The 16,995-nt window shown below is 36.6% G+C and carries 15 protein-coding genes and 2 tRNA genes; 5 read left to right on the top strand and 12 right to left on the bottom strand.

Annotation, left to right across the window (positions count from 1 at the left end):
* The first annotated feature begins 79 nt into the window (after positions 1 to 79).
* Positions 80 to 1,750: a histidine kinase gene (locus tag ACTJIP_RS09305; protein WP_077414712.1), complete on the top strand. Its 1,671-nt coding sequence runs from the start codon at positions 80 to 82 to the stop codon at positions 1,748 to 1,750.
* Positions 1,747 to 2,445 carry a LytR/AlgR family response regulator transcription factor gene (locus ACTJIP_RS09300; RefSeq protein WP_077414714.1) on the top strand — a complete coding sequence of 233 codons (699 nt, stop codon included), beginning with the start codon at positions 1,747 to 1,749 and terminating at the stop codon, positions 2,443 to 2,445. The genes ACTJIP_RS09305 and ACTJIP_RS09300 overlap by 4 nt, the downstream gene beginning before the upstream one ends.
* Before the next feature lie 184 nt (positions 2,446 to 2,629).
* Here the strand turns inward: ACTJIP_RS09300 and ACTJIP_RS09295 are convergent, their stop codons facing one another.
* The 4 genes from ACTJIP_RS09295 to ACTJIP_RS09280 form a co-directional block, all read right to left on the bottom strand.
* Positions 2,630 to 2,947: a helix-turn-helix domain-containing protein gene (locus tag ACTJIP_RS09295; protein ID WP_428167889.1), complete on the bottom strand. Its 318-nt coding sequence runs from the start codon at positions 2,945 to 2,947 to the stop codon at positions 2,630 to 2,632.
* Between the two features lie 16 nt (positions 2,948 to 2,963).
* Positions 2,964 to 3,392 (bottom strand): transposase, encoded by a 429-nt coding sequence (locus tag ACTJIP_RS09290; RefSeq protein ID WP_077414718.1) that lies wholly within the window; start codon positions 3,390 to 3,392, stop codon positions 2,964 to 2,966.
* A 174-nt stretch (positions 3,393 to 3,566) separates the two neighbouring features.
* Entirely contained in the window at positions 3,567 to 3,836 is a 270-nt protein-coding gene (locus ACTJIP_RS09285; RefSeq protein ID WP_175627202.1) for a hypothetical protein, read from the bottom strand.
* Entirely contained in the window at positions 3,836 to 5,233 is a 1,398-nt protein-coding gene (locus tag ACTJIP_RS09280; protein WP_077414720.1) for a hypothetical protein, read from the bottom strand. The genes ACTJIP_RS09285 and ACTJIP_RS09280 overlap by 1 nt, the downstream gene beginning before the upstream one ends.
* Positions 5,234 to 5,659: 426 nt before the next feature.
* Between ACTJIP_RS09280 and ACTJIP_RS09275 the strand changes: the two genes are divergently transcribed.
* Positions 5,660 to 7,210 carry a helix-turn-helix domain-containing protein gene (locus tag ACTJIP_RS09275; RefSeq protein ID WP_175627208.1) on the top strand — a complete coding sequence of 517 codons (1,551 nt, stop codon included), beginning with the start codon at positions 5,660 to 5,662 and terminating at the stop codon, positions 7,208 to 7,210.
* 99 nt (positions 7,211 to 7,309) lie between these two features.
* Here ACTJIP_RS09275 and ACTJIP_RS09270 read toward each other — a convergent pair whose 3' ends face one another.
* The 3 genes from ACTJIP_RS09270 to ACTJIP_RS09260 all read right to left on the bottom strand — a co-directional run bounded on the left by ACTJIP_RS09270 (position 7,310) and on the right by ACTJIP_RS09260 (position 9,655).
* A complete protein-coding gene (locus ACTJIP_RS09270; protein ID WP_440704467.1) occupies positions 7,310 to 9,055 on the bottom strand; it encodes a CocE/NonD family hydrolase in 1,746 nt (581 codons plus the stop codon).
* Between the two features lie 210 nt (positions 9,056 to 9,265).
* Positions 9,266 to 9,338 (bottom strand) — tRNA-Lys (locus tag ACTJIP_RS09265).
* Between the two features lie 244 nt (positions 9,339 to 9,582).
* A tRNA-Lys gene (locus ACTJIP_RS09260) sits at positions 9,583 to 9,655 on the bottom strand.
* A 284-nt stretch (positions 9,656 to 9,939) separates the two neighbouring features.
* Here ACTJIP_RS09260 and ACTJIP_RS09255 point away from each other — a divergent pair.
* A complete protein-coding gene (locus ACTJIP_RS09255; RefSeq protein ID WP_077414726.1) occupies positions 9,940 to 10,395 on the top strand; it encodes a MarR family winged helix-turn-helix transcriptional regulator in 456 nt (151 codons plus the stop codon).
* A 15-nt stretch (positions 10,396 to 10,410) separates the two neighbouring features.
* The gene (locus ACTJIP_RS09250; protein WP_440704466.1) at positions 10,411 to 10,914 is read left to right on the top strand and encodes a transposase; all 504 of its coding nucleotides are present in this window, start codon (positions 10,411 to 10,413) and stop codon (positions 10,912 to 10,914) included.
* Positions 10,915 to 10,980: 66 nt separating this feature from the next.
* Here ACTJIP_RS09250 and ACTJIP_RS09245 read toward each other — a convergent pair whose 3' ends face one another.
* The 5 genes from ACTJIP_RS09245 to ACTJIP_RS09225 form a co-directional block, all read right to left on the bottom strand.
* The gene (locus ACTJIP_RS09245) at positions 10,981 to 11,619 is read right to left on the bottom strand and encodes a DJ-1/PfpI family protein (protein ID WP_077414730.1); all 639 of its coding nucleotides are present in this window, start codon (positions 11,617 to 11,619) and stop codon (positions 10,981 to 10,983) included.
* Positions 11,620 to 11,721: 102 nt separating this feature from the next.
* A complete protein-coding gene (locus ACTJIP_RS09240) occupies positions 11,722 to 12,723 on the bottom strand; it encodes a GlxA family transcriptional regulator (RefSeq protein WP_077414732.1) in 1,002 nt (333 codons plus the stop codon).
* A 195-nt stretch (positions 12,724 to 12,918) separates the two neighbouring features.
* Positions 12,919 to 14,511, bottom strand: a complete 1,593-nt coding sequence (locus tag ACTJIP_RS09235; RefSeq protein ID WP_440704465.1) for a beta-carotene 15,15'-monooxygenase — start codon at positions 14,509 to 14,511, stop codon at positions 12,919 to 12,921.
* Positions 14,504 to 15,568 carry an HlyD family secretion protein gene (locus tag ACTJIP_RS09230; RefSeq protein ID WP_077414734.1) on the bottom strand — a complete coding sequence of 355 codons (1,065 nt, stop codon included), beginning with the start codon at positions 15,566 to 15,568 and terminating at the stop codon, positions 14,504 to 14,506. The genes ACTJIP_RS09235 and ACTJIP_RS09230 overlap by 8 nt, the downstream gene beginning before the upstream one ends.
* Positions 15,569 to 15,572: 4 nt before the next feature.
* On the bottom strand, positions 15,573 to 16,895 hold the full coding sequence (locus ACTJIP_RS09225) for a TolC family protein (protein ID WP_077414736.1): 1,323 nt from the start codon (positions 16,893 to 16,895) through the stop codon (positions 15,573 to 15,575).
* Between the last annotated feature and the right edge of the window lie 100 nt (positions 16,896 to 16,995).

The following is a 16,995-nucleotide window of genomic DNA, read 5'->3' as shown; positions in this document are numbered from 1 at the left end:
TCGAGTAAAAACATCTGAACGGCTCTACAGACTTGCAAACTGCCATCAGCTTTTATAAATTACCTTGTATATTTACATTATGCAGAATTTTATGTTTTTGCTGATTTTGCTCGGCATACTGAACCCATCTGTTATTCGTAATGAAGATCCTATACCTGTTTACAAAACAGGTGACGATATGTCTTGGGCATCTAAGGATTATAATGATAAGAACTGGTCACCCGAGAGAGCAAATACTTCTGATAAAATTTTCTGGTCACGAACTCATTTAGATCTGCGTAAGGTTGAAAATGAGGTATTACCGCTTGGTCTTCAGATTGAATCCTTTGGTTCTTTTGAAGTATACTGGGACGGAATATTGATTGGTCATAACGGTCAGATTCCACAAAATGGCAAACCGGAAATACCCGGTACTGAAAGCAGTTATTACAGAATTCCGGATCATTTGATTTCGCCTGGTCTTCACACAGTTGCCCTACGCAGTTCACAATCATTACTTCCACACATACAACGTGGTATTGGATATAAATTAGATCCTTATAATTCCTTATTGACAAGCCCATTGGTTACGATGTCTTATATGAATCTCATGGCAGGAGCTTTCCTTATCGCAGCTGTGTATTACTTTTTTCTTTATGTAAACAGCAAGCGAAAACAATGGGATATATTGATCTTCGGAATCATCTGTTTTCTGTTTTTTTCCTTACTGATCATGGAATATCTGAAGTTTCATGTTACAATCCCTTACTCCCAGTTTTTCATACGCCTTGAGATTATCGGTTGGCTGACTTTTGCTAATGCATTATTGGTTCCGCTGTATTTTATCATCCAATTCAATTTTAAAAAGGGAAAATGGCTGATGGCAGCACTTCTGATAGCTTTAGTATTTCTTTACTGGTCCAATTACGGACACTATGATCTGACTGCCAGGCTCTATAGTTTAGCTATGCTTATTGCCTCTTTCATTGTCGTTTTGAATGGTATCATTCAAAAGGAAAAAGGAGGGTTTATAGCTATGCTCGCGCTTTTAATGAGTGCGATGGTCAATCGTTTAGTGGTTTATGATTTTGGGCTGTTCATCAGTTTCACTATCATTGTTCTGAGCATGCTCTATCTGCATTCCATCCGTACAAGTGTTATGGAGGCTGAGCGTCAGAATGCAATTTTACTTTCCTCAAGGCTGCAGTTGGAACTGCTCAAAAAAAATATTCAGCCTCACTTTTTAAGAAATACCCTGACTTCAATGATGGACTGGGTAGAAGAATCTCCAAAAGAAGGAGCGCGTTTTATACAGGCACTGGCTGCAGAGTTTGATATTATGAACGAAATTTCTGAACAAACCCTGATTCCCATAACAAAGGAATTGGAGCTTTGCCGTCAACACCTGTCGGTAATGGGGTTTCGTAAGGAGATTAATTATATATGGGAGCAAAACGGAATAGATGAAAGTCAGCTGATACCACCCGCTATTATTCATACATTGCTGGAAAATGGTATCACCCACAGTGAACCCTTACCAGAGAACTCTGTTAAATTCATACTTCGTTATGTTGTAACGAAAGAAGGCTATCATCAATATGTTTTTGAAACCATCGCAAAGAACCGGCATATTCTCACAGAACGTGCAGGAGGTAATGGGCTTAGATATATCCGGACACGCCTCACTGAAAGCTATGAGCAAAACTGGAGATTCGATTCGCATGCTACAGAAAACGGCTGGATATCTACCATTCAAATTTTAAAACCATGAATATACTGATCATTGAAGACGAAGCCAGAATCGCCCGTCGTTTACAGCGTATGACTGCCGAATTCTTTGGAAACAGGCCTATCCAGATCACAATCTGTGATTCTCTTCAGAGAGGGCTTGATCAAATTACCAGTCAACTTCCGGATTTACTTCTTCTAGACCTGAATCTCAATGGTGATAATGGTTTTGAAGTATTGGAACAGATGGTAGCGGCTTCTTTTCATACCATTATTGTTTCAGCCAATACGGACAAAGCTATTACTGCTTTTGCTTATGGTGTACTTGATTTCGTTCCCAAACCTTTTGACAGAGAAAGGTTTTTTCAGGCGCTGAACCGATTTATTAGCCCTGCATTAAAATCGGATGATGGGATGAAATATCTTGCAGTAAAGAAATCCGGACAAATCCGGCTTATCAGCATTTCTGAAATTATCTATATCAAAGGAGCAGGAATCTATACAGAACTGCATCTTAAAAATGGGAAACAGGAATTGCATGATAAATCACTTGAACTTTTGCAGCAGCTTCTTCCTGATAGATTTGAAAGGATTCATAAGTCTTATCTCGTCAATCTCCAAGAGGCAGAAAAAATACTGATTAATCCCGGCTCAAGATATGGGCTGCAGATTAAAACCGGTGAAATACTGCCCATAGGACGTTCAAAATATAAAGAACTTAAAAATAAGGTGATTTAGCATATATTAAAGTATTTTTTCAGCTTTTACATTGAGAATCGTTTGAAAATAAAGCTATTAGCACCACATCAGTAACAATCTGAAAAACTAATATTTAGACATAAAAGCAACCATTTTGAACACTTTTATAAAAAATCTGGATAAGCTGTTTGAGCTAACAGCTGAATAAACTATGTTTTATTTCTTAACTTTTATATATTTTCTTCCATTTGGTCACAGTATTCCTGCTTAGTTTAAAATAATCAGCCAATTGTCCGTTATTAAGCTTATTTTTTTTCTGATATTCTAACATGTACAGAATATCTGACTCTTTATATGAACGGTATTTCTGGCTATTTTTCTCTGATATGCCAAAAATAAGGGCATTAATTTTCAGGATGTCCAAAGTAAAAATATTTTTTTTTAGCAAAACCCCTTCACAGGTCTCATATTTTTCCGGATATTTTCTGGTAAGAATGTCTTTGTAAATCTGTCTAAAATCTGGTGTAACATATTTTTTCATATTCAAAATGTTTTTATTATCTGTTGTTATATTTATTAATCCACCTAAAAAGTGTTGTCTTGGGTATACCATATCGTTCTACCACATCATTTTTCGTCATGGTTTCTGTGTTGATCTGTTCCAGAATAAAATCTATGACCTCCTGAGTATAAATAGTCTTACGAAACTGGGGAAGGCTGATTATCTTTTTTCGCTTTTCAGATATATTTTTCCGTGATAACGGTGCATACAGAATAATATGCTGGGAATAGAGTCTGAAAAAATCATATTCCAAAAGCTTACTCCATTTTAGTAATATTTGGATATCTATGCTTCCTGACAGATACATTTTCTCTATTTCTTTTTCTGTGCATTGAAAGTAATTACAGATACGGGAAGTTTCTACATTGTTTTCTATAACTGCTTTCCGAATCATGCTTCCTATATGAATGTCTTTAAAATTCATTTAATCTTTGTATTAAAAGTCCTGCCAAAAGTCCTCTTCCGGCAGGATGAAATGATATATATAAATTGTGTTTTATGTTAAAAAATGTTCTTTAATTCCGAAAAATCATTTCCAGTAGTTCCAGTTGGAGCCCATCGAATACAACCAGGCTCCTTCTACTTTTACATTACCTGTTTACTGTTTTTTATCAATCCTTTTATGGTTTCCAAAAGCTCCACACAGTTCCGTTATAAATGGCCAGCTGTTTTTTTGTGGTATCATATACATCATGCCAGCGGCAGGGTTGACAATGTTGAGGTGTGGACTAGCTATTTTGGGAAGAATCATTGCTTTATTTACATCCACATAAGCATCCTCGAATCTCAGGATATTGATTTCAATGTTGAGAGAATATTGACTTCCAGCAATTACAAGGCTATACGTAAGAAATCTCCTGTTTGACATTATGCCTTACGAGTGATGGACAAGAAAATTTTCTTGGTAGCCGCAGGCCCCGTACCTATTTCCATGCACCACCATTTGAACTCATACCATCTATATGTGCTTGCATCTATCTGAACCTGTACATTCGTTGTTTCAACTTCTGCCGCTGAAGTCATCCAGTATACAATATTATTACTATCCACTTGTACATAACCTCCTGTTGCTACAGAATTATTGAGTGAAGTTTCGTTCTCATTGACCTGCGTTGCAAATGACTGATAGCTTATTAACTGAGTATTACCGGAAACGTTATAAATCCTTGGATCATAGTAAGATCCGTTCACTCCCTGTATATCTATCCGTAAACCATCAAGTACCGGTAATACAGGTAAGCTATTGGCCATAATATAGGTGTTCAGATTAAATGTATTGACGTTCGTAGTTGATGCTGGGATAGAATATACCTGCGAAATTGTTTCACCCACATTAATAGATCCTGACGGAGCAGTTCCGCCACCTGTAGTCGGAAGTCCTGTTACATAGCCTAAAACCCCATTGGCATCAGCTACTACGGTTCTGGTTGCTGTGAATGTCTGATCTTGATTTGTTGAAGCCGTACCTCCTGGTGTTGTATTAATAGCATTGCTAGCACCGTTAAATGGGAGCTGTCTAATCCTTGTTGTACCTTCTATAACATCAAGCTTTTCTGTTGAGGTATTATTATTTCCAATCCCTACATTACCAACAGAGCTAATGAACATTTTTCCTGTTCCAACTGCTCCACTTCCCGCAGAAGTATCAAAACGGATATAAGAAGGTGCATCTGTACCTCCTGTACCTATGAGAAGATTCGTATTACTTCCACTTGCTATAATCTGTGATGTTCCACTTCTGAACTGCTGAATATATAAATTGGCATTATTACCTCCATAAAAAGCCATAGAAGCTAAACCAGATGAGGATAACAAATTATTTTGGTTAATACTTCCATCCGCGCTCCAAAAAGTTTTTTGATCGGTACCTGTAAAGTTTAAGACATTACTATTTAGGGAAAGTGTTCGTGTTCCTGCCAATGAACCGTTTGCTTTGTAAATATTAATATCACTTCCCGTACTCTTCCATTTGATTCCATTGAAATAATAGTATCCAATTGAGATAACGTCTACAGTCTGCCCTGAAGGTGCTGTATCTGCAGCTGTTACATATACCAACACACCCGTCTGATCTGTAGTATATACTTTAGCTCTTAGTTGATTGCCTGTAATTCTAGGGGCAATGATACCGTCCAATGAACTGGTGTCAGCTGCTTTTCCTACCACGTCTAAAGTGGACTTCGGAGCATCTGTATTGATGCCCACTTGTGAAAATACGATAGAGGAAATTAATAATGTTCCTAAAAGGGTAATTTGTTTTTTCATTTGTATTAATAAATTAAAATTAGTTTGAGATATTTTAATAAAAGACCATTCAATAAGCAATGACAATATTAGGATGAACATACCTCCCCCAACAAAGGTTATACTTGGTGCTTTCCGAATTATTCTATACTATTTCTATATTCAATTTTTATTTTACAAATTACAATTACTGATTTTCAACGCATTATAGCCAGAACTTAATTTCTACATGGCAAAATGTGTTTTCCAATATGCATACGTGGAAATAGGGACATTTACAGAATTTATACTCTAAATTTGCATGCAAATAGTAAATTACTATCATAAAAACAATTGCCTGAATTAACAACCCTCATTATTATCATGAAGAAATTACTTAATTTTTTTCTTATTCTTTTTTCTTTTCAATTTGCTTCTGCACAAAGCAATCCTTCCGAACTCGCTATTATGAAACAAATTAGAAAAGTCAATAGAAATGAAAAAGATGACTACAGAGAAAAAGAATATCTCCGATTACTTAATGAGTCTAAAAAAATAGGTTTCCAATTCGGAATTCTGACTGCAGGAAGTGCATTAATGACGGTATATTCTAGAGAAAGTAAGAATGAACATGTACTCAATTTAGGAGATGAGCTAAAAAAAATAGCTAAAAATAAAAAAGATACTGCAGGTATACTGTCTCAGATATATGGAAAGAGTGCTCTGACTTTCTTTACACTTGGTCTTGACGATGCAGGTCTTAAAGATTTGAAAACAGCAATACATTACACTGAAGATATCAGCAATGAAAATAAAAGATACTATTTTCGAGGAACCTATTATGAAAATATGACCGCATATTACAGTAATTCAAAACGATATGGAGAAAAAAAACATAAGGATTCCATATTATACTTTCTTAATAAAAGCCTTGAAGCTAATAAAAAAGTAACTGATAATGGTAAAGGGATATCCAAAAAGAAAAAATACAGAGCTATTGCCTTTATCAACATAAGAATAGCAATATATTGTCTAGAGGAACCTACTGTAAAAGGAAATCTTAATAAGGCTGAAGAGCATCTATTGGCAGCGTCTACTGTTTACGAAAATAAAGAGTATGATATTGAGCAGACAGAAAAAACGATGCTACTAAATCAATACAGCTGGCTGTATATGGAAAAGAAAGAATACCATAAATCTATCCAATACGGAAATCAAGCCCTTAACCTGCAGAAACAATTTCCCAATCCATACAACAAGGTTGATTCTTATGAGATTCTAGCTTCTGATTATCTGGGATTAGGGAATAAGGAAAAAGCGAAGTTTTACATGGATAAGTATACTACTCTTAAAGACAGTATTCGTTTTATGGAAAAAAACACTACAGATGCTACTGTGAAAAAGATGGTTAAGCAAGTAGATAAGGAACATCAGGAAAATTCTAAAAAGCAATGGGCTATCACATGCATTTTGGCATTGATAGTTGCAATTATTATCTTCATTTTTTGGAGAAGAAAAAGCAAAATTCATCAAAAAAAATATGAGGAACTGGTTTCTAAATTAAAAAATAAGAAAGAAGAAAACAACCTGGTGACATCAAATAATGAGGTCAAATCTTCTGTTATTATACCGGACGAAACTGTAAAGGCCTTACTTCAGAAACTAGAGAAATTTGAAACCTCAGAAAAATATCTGAAAAAAGAAGTTAGTCTTACATGGCTCGCTAATAACCTCAACACCAATACTAAATACCTTTCGGAAATTATCAAAATCCACCGGGGTAAAAATTTCTCAAACTACATCAACGGATTACGGATCAACTACGTTGTCCACAAACTCTATAATGAACCCCAATACAGAGAATATAAAATAAGTTATCTCGTTGAAGAAAGTGGATTTGTCACCCACAAGGTTTTTGTAACCGCCTTTAAAAATGAACATGGTGTAACTCCCTCCTATTTTATTGATAAACTGAAAGCTTCCTGTAGGGTACATGAAAAACATATAGCCAATTCATAAAGCTTGTTAGAAAAAGAATTCTTCATTGATTGATTACGACTGTTAAGTTAGACTACTATCCTATTTCAAAAGATTACAAGGGATCACAAGAAAAAGTTTCTATTTTAAAATAGGGATTTCAATGAAACTGTCATTAAACCATTTAATGTTTAAAGGTTCCCCGGCATCAAGAATTGTTTCTTCACTGACCTCTTTACCTGTGCCATAATTAAGTTGGGAAAAAGCATTTTTATTAACATTAAGTACAATTGCCACCCTGCTTCCTTTTTGGAGTTGCTTACTTATCAGGTGGGTATTGGAAAAGGGTATGGTTTCTTTTTTTCCGGGTGTCAATAGAGTGCGCTTGGTAGGATCTTTTGCATAACTTGCGCGACCAATATAATAAGACAAGTGAAAATATTTACCCTCAGCAGTAACTTCATATAATGTGAGACCTATATCAAGATCCTTTTTATTACAGATTAAATTGATTTGCCCAAGAAAGGAGCCATTGATAAGAAAAGGCTCTTTAAAGGGTTCAGTAACAAAGACAAAACCATTATCATCAATATTGTCTCGAACAATTGGATCCGGATAATAATCGTTATTGCTGCTCTTTCGGTCGGAAAAATCAACTTCTTGGGTAAAGTATTCTGAGTTTTTCGATTGGTTAGAGCTTAAAGAATAGAATTTGCCCGACTTGTTTTTGCTCAAATACAACTTCAGATATGTATTGTGCATAGCATCTAAAGAAGGTGCGCTGCGCCATTGGTCAGTACCCATAACCTGGTAATTAATTTTATCTCTTAAAAAATCAGGTTTCTTATCACCTTTTAATATGAAATTAAACCATTGGTAAGTATATTCTTTGATATTAAAGCGGGCCACAGGATCTATTTTATATCCATTGATCATCTCTTCACCTCCCACCTGAGTTCCAAAATGTCCATAAGGTCCTATCACCAGATATACCGGGGTATCCGGACTGTATTTGTTAAGTTCCCGTAAATAGTATAGGCTTGAATTTTGGGAGTCATTATAATACCCATCAAAAGCCAAAACCGGAATTCTTATCTGAGCAAAATCTTCTTTATACGGAGCCATCTGTTGCCAGTAATCGTCGAAATCAGGATGACTTATCCAGCGTTGAAACAATCTGTTAGGTGTTCCATCAATACTGTCCATTTTCTTATAGGCTGCACCACTTTCCCACCATTTAAACATCATAGCTCTGAACCGGTTTCTATTATTGCCGGTTTCTGTATCCAGGTATTTGTTATTACTAACATAAAAAGACCATTCATAATTTGGATTGATGAAAATGTTATTTTCCATAGGCAATCCCATTCCCGGCCGGTTAGCGACATAGGGAACAATTGTTTTCAGTGCAGGATGAACTTTCTTGGTTGCAGCCCACTGTGTAAACCCATTATAGCTTCCTCCGTACATTCCGACACTCCCATTACACCATGATTGTTTACTAATCCAGTCAATAACATCGTAAGTGTCGTTTCCATCGGTCTCATATGGGTATATTTCATTGGGGCTGTATCTTTTACCTCTTGTATAAGCAATTACACCAATATAATCGCGATCTGCAGCATCTTTAAGTGATTGTAAATCCCTGTCTTTATCACGAACATAAATGGTAAATTGCAGTATAACAGGTTTAGGTTTTGTATCACTTTTCTTACGAACAACAATAGCGGAGAGCAGAGCTCCATCACGCGTTCTGATCATAATGCTGTCCTGAATATCATAGACTTCATCTTTACTCCTGAGATTTTGAGATAATATCTTTTGAGCATTAGCATTAATCATAGCCAATATAATAAACAGCAAAATAAAAATTGTTTTGTACTTCATAAAACGGATAATTGTGATTAGCAGGTATTTATTATAAGACAACTATAACCCTAATTTATTACATCTAATTGAGCTAAATATTTAAAATAAATTCCCGACCGGAAATAATTACAGGAGTTTCTTTGAGTATTATTAATAGTGCAATTATAAGTGTCCCAGAAATTCAGACAAATTAAAAAGAGACAACTAATAATAGTTGTCTCTTTTAAGTGACCCGGCTGGGATTCGAACCCAGGACCCATACATTAAAAGTGTATTGCTCTACCAGCTGAGCTACCGAGTCGGTCACTTACTTTTTCAAGTAAATCCCTTTGTTTAAGGGACTGCAAAGATAGAAACTTTTTCTTTATTTACAATACTTCCCAAACATTTTATGATCCAAATACTGCTAACTTTTACAAAATCAGAGACAAAAATTTCATGTTCTATCGCAGATCAGATCATTTGAATTTCAAATATTATAAAATGAATAAGAAATATAATTAAACTAAAAATGGATTGCTCAATTAAGCAATCCATTTTACTAGTGACCCGGCTGGGATTCGAACCCAGGACCCATACATTAAAAGTGTATTGCTCTACCAGCTGAGCTACCGAGTCGGCCACTTACTTTTTCAAGTAAATCCCTTTGTTTAAGGGACTGCAAAGATAGAAAAACAGTCTTTAATTCCAAATTTTTCTATGCTTTTTTACAATAAAATTTACACCCAAAAAGTCAAACACCTGTTTATAAATTAATTACGATAATTATTTTTTTTCCAATACAATCTTAGGAACAACAGGAATCTCCGGATGAACCGGTTTTTTGGACATAAAATATATTTTGCTAAGTCAAAAATAAAACATATCTTAGCAACTAAGATAATTATTAAATAATTAAATTAATGACTAAAGATACTATATCTCTTTTTCGTGAGGCCAGCAGAGCCTATTCTGATGCTTCTATTTTTATGCACGAAGCTATTGCCAGAAAAGCAGGTCTTTCCAGTGCTGATCACAAGTATCTGGGACTTATTTTGCAGTATGAATCTATCACAGCCGGTGAAATATCAAAGTTAACAGGTCTTACTACCGGTGCTGTGACGGGGTTGATAGATCGTCTGGAGAAAAAAGACCTTCTTAAAAGACAATTTATCCGGGAAGACCGAAGAAAGGTAGTCATCATTCCAAATGTTGAGAATAGTATGAAATTATTGGGACCTATTTTCGATGAGCTGCAGAAAAAAACACTTAGCCTCATTGCTGCTTTTTCTCAAAAGGAAATAGAATCTATTGAACGGTATTTCAGGGAAGCGACCCTCCTTATGAAAGAAACAGCAGATCATTTAAACAACCCATAAAACCATAATAAACCCATGGAAAGTTTAACCGTCACTTCAATTACCCGTGCAGAAATATGGCTTTGCATTACGACATTGCTTTACTTCCTTATGAATGGTGCACAGATTTTCGAAACTCTTGTATTTGTGCCTAAATGGGCTTCTTCCCAACCCGACACCTTTAAGCTGCTTCAGAACGGAAAAGGAACAAGTCTGCAGTTTTTTTGGATTATCCTTCATTCCCTTCACGAAATTGCCTTCATTCTTGCCCTCTTTTTTTGCTGGAAAATTGATCCGGTAAGGAACTGGCTTCTGGCTTTATTCATCATTCATGCAGCAGTAAGAGTCTGGACATTAGCCTTTTTCGCACCAAACATTATACAGTTTCAAAACCTGGCAACATCCTCTTCTGTTTCAGAAGAAATATTATCCAGAATCTCACTTTGGAAAAGCCTTAACTATATTCGGGTAGCTATTTATGTTATTGTTTCCATAGGTCTTATTCCTCTTTGTATTAAACTATTCAGCTTCCGATATTAATTAAACCCTCTTTTAAAAAAAATTGCCGGCTCATTACAGTCGGCAAAAATGATTAATCAAATTCTTTTACATTGAAACATCAGCTTTACTATTCTGGTATTCAAAAAGCTTAACGATAGTATCAACGGTTTCCTGGCCCAGATGCTTTCCAATAAGATAGAGAGCAGCATCAATTCCGGCTGTAATTCCTGCAGTTGTTATCAGCTGTTCCTGATCAATATAACGTACGTTCCGGATGACATTAGCTTCAGGATTGTGCTGTTCCAAAACGTCTAACAGCATACTATGAGTTGTGATATTATGACCAGCAAGTATACCCGTCCCCGATAGCAGCATACTTCCCGTGCATACAGTAAATACAACAGTTCCGGTGTCGTACTGATTTTTAATCCATTTCAGCACAGTTTCCCGAAAATCCTTATCCTGAATATATTTCATAATATGGTCAGGGTTTGCGCCGGGAATGACAATGATATCCGGCTTTGGACACGTCTGTAAGTCATAGGTAGGAATAACAGCCATCGTATTTGCTTCGGTGTATATGGCTTCTTTTATTTTTCCGACTGTAAAGCAATAATAACTGTTGGGCTGTATGACATTTGCTTTGACAAAAACATCCAAAGGACCATTTAAATCAAGTACTTCTACCTGATCATAGACTAAAAACGCTACATTCATTGTTTTACTGTTTTGTACGTGTTTCATAATTCTGTTATTTTTAAGATGATTATTTTGAGAATAAAGGCATAGCTCTTCCTTACTGACAATTGATGATCATCAGTTTTATTGTAAGCAAGGGAAAAATGATTATTCTATGCGCTTAAATGTTTTCCGGTATTGTGCCGGGGTAAGAGAAATATTTTTAATGAATAAACGACGCAGCGAAACAACACTGCTAAAGCCACACTTATCAGCAATGATCTCTATACTCATATCAGTATATTCCAGCAGATTCCTGGCCTGATCCAGCCTCATTTTTTCCAGAAACCGGCCAGGAGTTAATCCTGATTCTTTTACAAATACCCTCGAAAAATTGCGGACACTCATATTCAGAGAGTCAGCAATGAATTCTACGGTTACCATCTCTCCGAGTTTGTCTTTCAACAGATCTCGAACCTGCTTTGTAAAGGGAGACATCGTTTCATATTCCGGCAATGCATTTCCAAACTGAGACTGCATTCCGGGTCTTTTTAAATGCAGAACAAGATGGCAGGCAACTTCTGCTGCCAAAGCTTTACCAAAATCCTCCTCTAAGAGTGCCAACGCAAGATCCATTCCTGAAGAAACACCTCCAGAAGTATAGATGGGTTTGTCACAAATAAAAAATGGATTAACATTGACTTCTAACTTTGGGTAAGATTTCTGCAGTATATCTGCAAATTTCCAATGGGTAGTGACTTGCCGGCCATCCAGAAGGCCTGCTTTGGCAAGTACAAATGCTCCCACACATACTGATCCCATCCGCCTTACTTGTGGTGTTATATTTTGAAGATAAAGATAGACATCGGGACTGATTTCGTCCAGCACACTCAAGTTGGTACCAGCTACGAGTAAAGTATCTATAGGAAAGTCGATATCATAAATGGTGTGACTGCATGACAACGGCATTCCAGAACCGGAATATATTATCTTTTCTGATGTGCCGGATACCAAATGAACATGATAACCCGAATCCTTACTTTCGCTGTTCAGAAAGCGGTTTGCTGATGTAAAAACATCCCACGGTCCGGCAATATCAAGCAGCTGTACCTGTGGTAATGCTAAAAGCACTATATTTTTCTTTCCGGTATGCTGTTCTTCTTTCTTCATATCTCATTCTGTATGAGTACAAATGTAGCGAGAAAGTGCCTTGTCTGCAATGACAAAAAACATACAGTTCCGGCCAAAATACGTTTACTTTTTCTGTCATAACAAAAGAGACTGCCTTATTTATAAGACAGTCTCAGCACTCTACTATAAAATTAGCTTAACTAGCTATACTTTCCAAATCATTAAAAATTTCACCTAAGCTGGTGACAGTCTTCGTGATTTCAAATAAAGAGCTGTACGATTCAGATAGGGAAAAAGAAAAATCAATAACAGTGAAGCCGCAAGCAGCCACATCATCATTTCATAATAATCCATAGCAAAACGGACATGATCCTGAACATTCATTCTTCCTACCAGCAGCTTATTGGCCGCTTTTACCGCCTTGTCTTCAGGCATCCCTCTGGAAATAAGTTTAGCTGTCTGCTGATGAAGAAAATTTTTGACTGCCGAATCCACAGCACTTAAATGATCCTGAAAAGCATTATAATGGCGACTTTTTTCAAACAATTCAAAAAAATTGATCAGTGCTATACTGATGCAAAATCCCAGATATCGGACTGCCAGAGCCGTTGCAGCAGCTGAAGGACCAATAATAGCAGGAACTGAAGAAATAATAAAAATAATAGTCGGAACCATAATCAATCCTACCCCCAATCCCTGGAGAAACAACGGAATATAATAATTAAACTCATCAGCCTGAACATCAAAAGAGTAATACATTAATCCATGAAAGATCAAAAGCATTAGAAATCCAAAGCCCCAGATATACCTTATATTTTTCTTTTGCAAAACCATACAGCAGGCAATAATTACCCCTGCAACCAACCCTGCAAGATTGAAAATATTGATATAGGAAATATGAAACGGATCCAGATGCAGTTCCGAAGCAAAATAATTGTTGACAATTCCTGAGGCAAACCGACAGATATACATCACAAAAAGGATCAGCAACCCTACTTTAAAGTTTCTGTATTTAAAAATCCGAAGATCAATATAGGGTCTTTTAATGGCCTGCTGGCGGAAAATGGATATCCCTCCCAAAACAACAATTCCTATGACACTACCCAGAATCCGGTTATCTTCCAGCCAGTAATATTCCTGTCCAAAAATGGTAATATATCCTACCAGTACCAGGATCGTACTGAACAGCCCGAAGCTCTGCCAATCCAGCTTATACAGATGAAATCTCGCATGGGTTCTGTAATTGCTCATGGCAAGAGTGAGGAAAATAAGTCCCGGCAGGTAAGAGAATATTGCCGTTTTATAGACAATATTAAAATTATAGGAATCAATAAGATCCGCAGTGATCAGATTATTAAACGGCAGCGCACAGATCAGAATTCCGAAGAACACTGAAAAACTAATCTCCCTTCCTCTTTCACTGCTCAGCCTCGTAAAAATCAGGGTAAGCGAAAGATTCACATTTCCTGCAAATAACATTCCCTGCATGAAACGCACCGGAAACAGGATATAAATTTCACGGGTAAAATAACATACGAGGCAGGCCAAAATCTGCAGTGTGGTAAACAGAAGAAAATATTCCTTTGCAGCCAGAAAGCTAAAAAATCTTCTTTCCAAACTGTAAAATCCTACATATCCTGCATAAAACAGTGCTACAGAAAACTGAATATCCGCTGGTTCGCTCCCATAATATCCCGCTGCTGCATTCACATTAGCTAAAGGAAGAAAAAATATAATGATTCCCGGAAGAGTCATCGAAAAGAGAATGATCTTGATCAGCCATTCCGGTGCCCATTTTTTGAAAAAGGGCATTTGTCTTTTAGCCATTAGAATGTTTTTTGTCGGCATATACATTCACATTCATTCCCACTTTCAGCACATCAATATCTTTTCTTGTTCCATCTACTTTTATTCTCACAGGAATACGCTGTACAATCTTCACATAGTTCCCGGTAGAATTATCCGGTGGCAGTAATGAAAAACTTGATCCGGTAGCCGGGGAAAGCGAAATGATAGTTCCTTTAAATTCCCTGTCAGGATAAGAATCTGCTACAATTTTCACATGATCCCCGATATGCATATCCTTGATCTGTGTTTCCTTATAATTCGCAACCACCCATTTATCTGTTTCATTATTGACAATAAATGCCAACGTTTCTCCGGCATCAATCATCTGCCCAACTTCAACAGTTCTTCTCCCCATTCTTCCGTCATAAGCAGCAGTAACTGCGGTATAGCTGACATCAAGTTTATGACGGTCCAGCAGTGCTTCCAGTCTTACAATTTCTGCCAGTACAACTGTTTTTTCTGCCTGAATATCATTTATTTTTGATTTTGAAGCTGCATAATTATCCTGAGAAGATTTGTAATCACTTTCATTGACATCCAACGTTGCTTTTACATCTTCAAGCCGCTGTTTTGTGGCAGATTCTTCATCATAGAGTTTTTTATATCTGTTATAATCAAGCTGCTGCTTCCATACTTTTGCTTTATTGGCATCTATCTGAGCCATTGCTGCTGCAGCTTCTTTTTCTGTGGTACCTGTGTTGCTTTCCAATACTTTCAGCTGGGCACGGGCTTTCTGAAGAGCTGCCTGAGTCTGTTTTTGCTGAAGGATATATTCACGGTTATCTATAATCAGAAGCGTATCCCCTTTTTTAACTTCCTGATTTTCTTCAAATTTCACAGCTACGATAAAGCCTCCGGCTCTTGAAATAATAGGGTTCACATATTCCTGAACCTGTGCATCATTGGTCTGTTCATATGCATAATAGTTCTTTAGAGTAAAACCGCCCCATATGGCAAGTGCGGCAACGATTAAGACTGAAATCCATCCTGTGATCTTTGTGATCAACCTGTCCGTGGGAGTATATTTTTTTTTCATTGTATTATAAAACGCCTGTAATGTTTTGTAGTAAATAATAATTGTTCTGTGCCATAATTTTTGCTGCTTCCAGTTCAAATTTTGTCTGAAGAAGCTGTATATCTGCATCCAGCAGTTCTGTAATAAGAGAAGTCTGGCTGAAGTAAGTATTCTTAATAATACGTGCATTCTCTTTGGCCTGAATGACATTGGCTTCCGCTACCTTTATCTGCTCAAGAGCTTCCTGATACCTCAGATAAGCTTCTTTCACCTGTTGTCTTACTTTATCTTCTGTATCCTTGTGTACCTCCTCTTCTTTTTCAAATTCCAACTGTGCGGCTTTTACTTTATGGGTATTATGATAAAGAGAAGAAATGGAAAAAGATGCCTTGACTCCAACTATTCCCAATGAATACCAATAAGGATTGTAGGGATAAAGAAAAATCTGCGGATTGGCATAGTAGAATTCACCATACATCCCGATTTTAGGTCTTACATTGGCTTTTACCTGCTTCAGTTTTATCTTACTCAGTTCTGTCTGCTGTTCAGAGACATGATAACTGAAAGAGTGATCCAGCGCCAGTTTCAAATAGTCATTGTAAGGAGTATTTTCATTCCATTGATTAAATGGTGCTTCAGGAATAACAATCTGCTCATCAGGAATACCCAGGATAATGTTCAGCTTTTGTGTAGCAATGAGAATATCATTTTCTATAGTTACTAAAGCCATCTTCCGTTTTGAAAGTTCAAGCTCAATCCTTAAAACATCACTTTTTAAAACGACTCCGTTTTTATAAAGGGCCTGAATTTCTTTAAGCTGTGTCTTCTGATCGGCAATATCTTGCTGTATAAGGTTTCTGAAAATTAAAGCTTTCTGGAGTTCAAGATAAAGCGCTGCAGTTTTATAATGAATATCAGAAACAGACTGCTCTTTCTGGATATCCTTAATTTTCTGAAGAGTCTGATTTTCCTTAATCTTAAGATTCAGCTTGTTTCCGTTATAAATGTTCAGATAAAAATCTGCTCCCGCCCGGTAAAGCGTGTGAATGACTTCATGCTGGGTTGGTTTGGAAAAGATTCCGTTTTCATAGATGGGAATGTTGGACGCTTTTTCTGCAGAACCTTTAACTTCTATTTCCGGAAGCCGTTCTCTTTTTGCATCTTTTACTTCAGCTTCCGCAATGTCTACATTGATGGTATTGATTCTGATATGACGGCTGTTTTCTTCAGCTTTTTGCCATGCATCTTTTAAGGAGAGTCGTAGGGTATCCTTTGTTGAACTGCCTGTCTGAGCTGATATTGTGTAGGAAATTCCCAGCATCAGCAATCCGGCGACATAAATTTTCATTTGAATTTTTGAATTATTGCACTGCAAATTTATCCTCAATCCGGAAATTATATTTATCTAAAATAGTCAACTTTTACATGATTCCGGCCAAATGATTATA

Source organism: Chryseobacterium sp. 22543 (assembly GCF_052044565.1).
In the GTDB taxonomy this organism is placed as follows: domain Bacteria; phylum Bacteroidota; class Bacteroidia; order Flavobacteriales; family Weeksellaceae; genus Chryseobacterium.
This window is presented reverse-complemented; position numbering and strand designations above follow the sequence as displayed.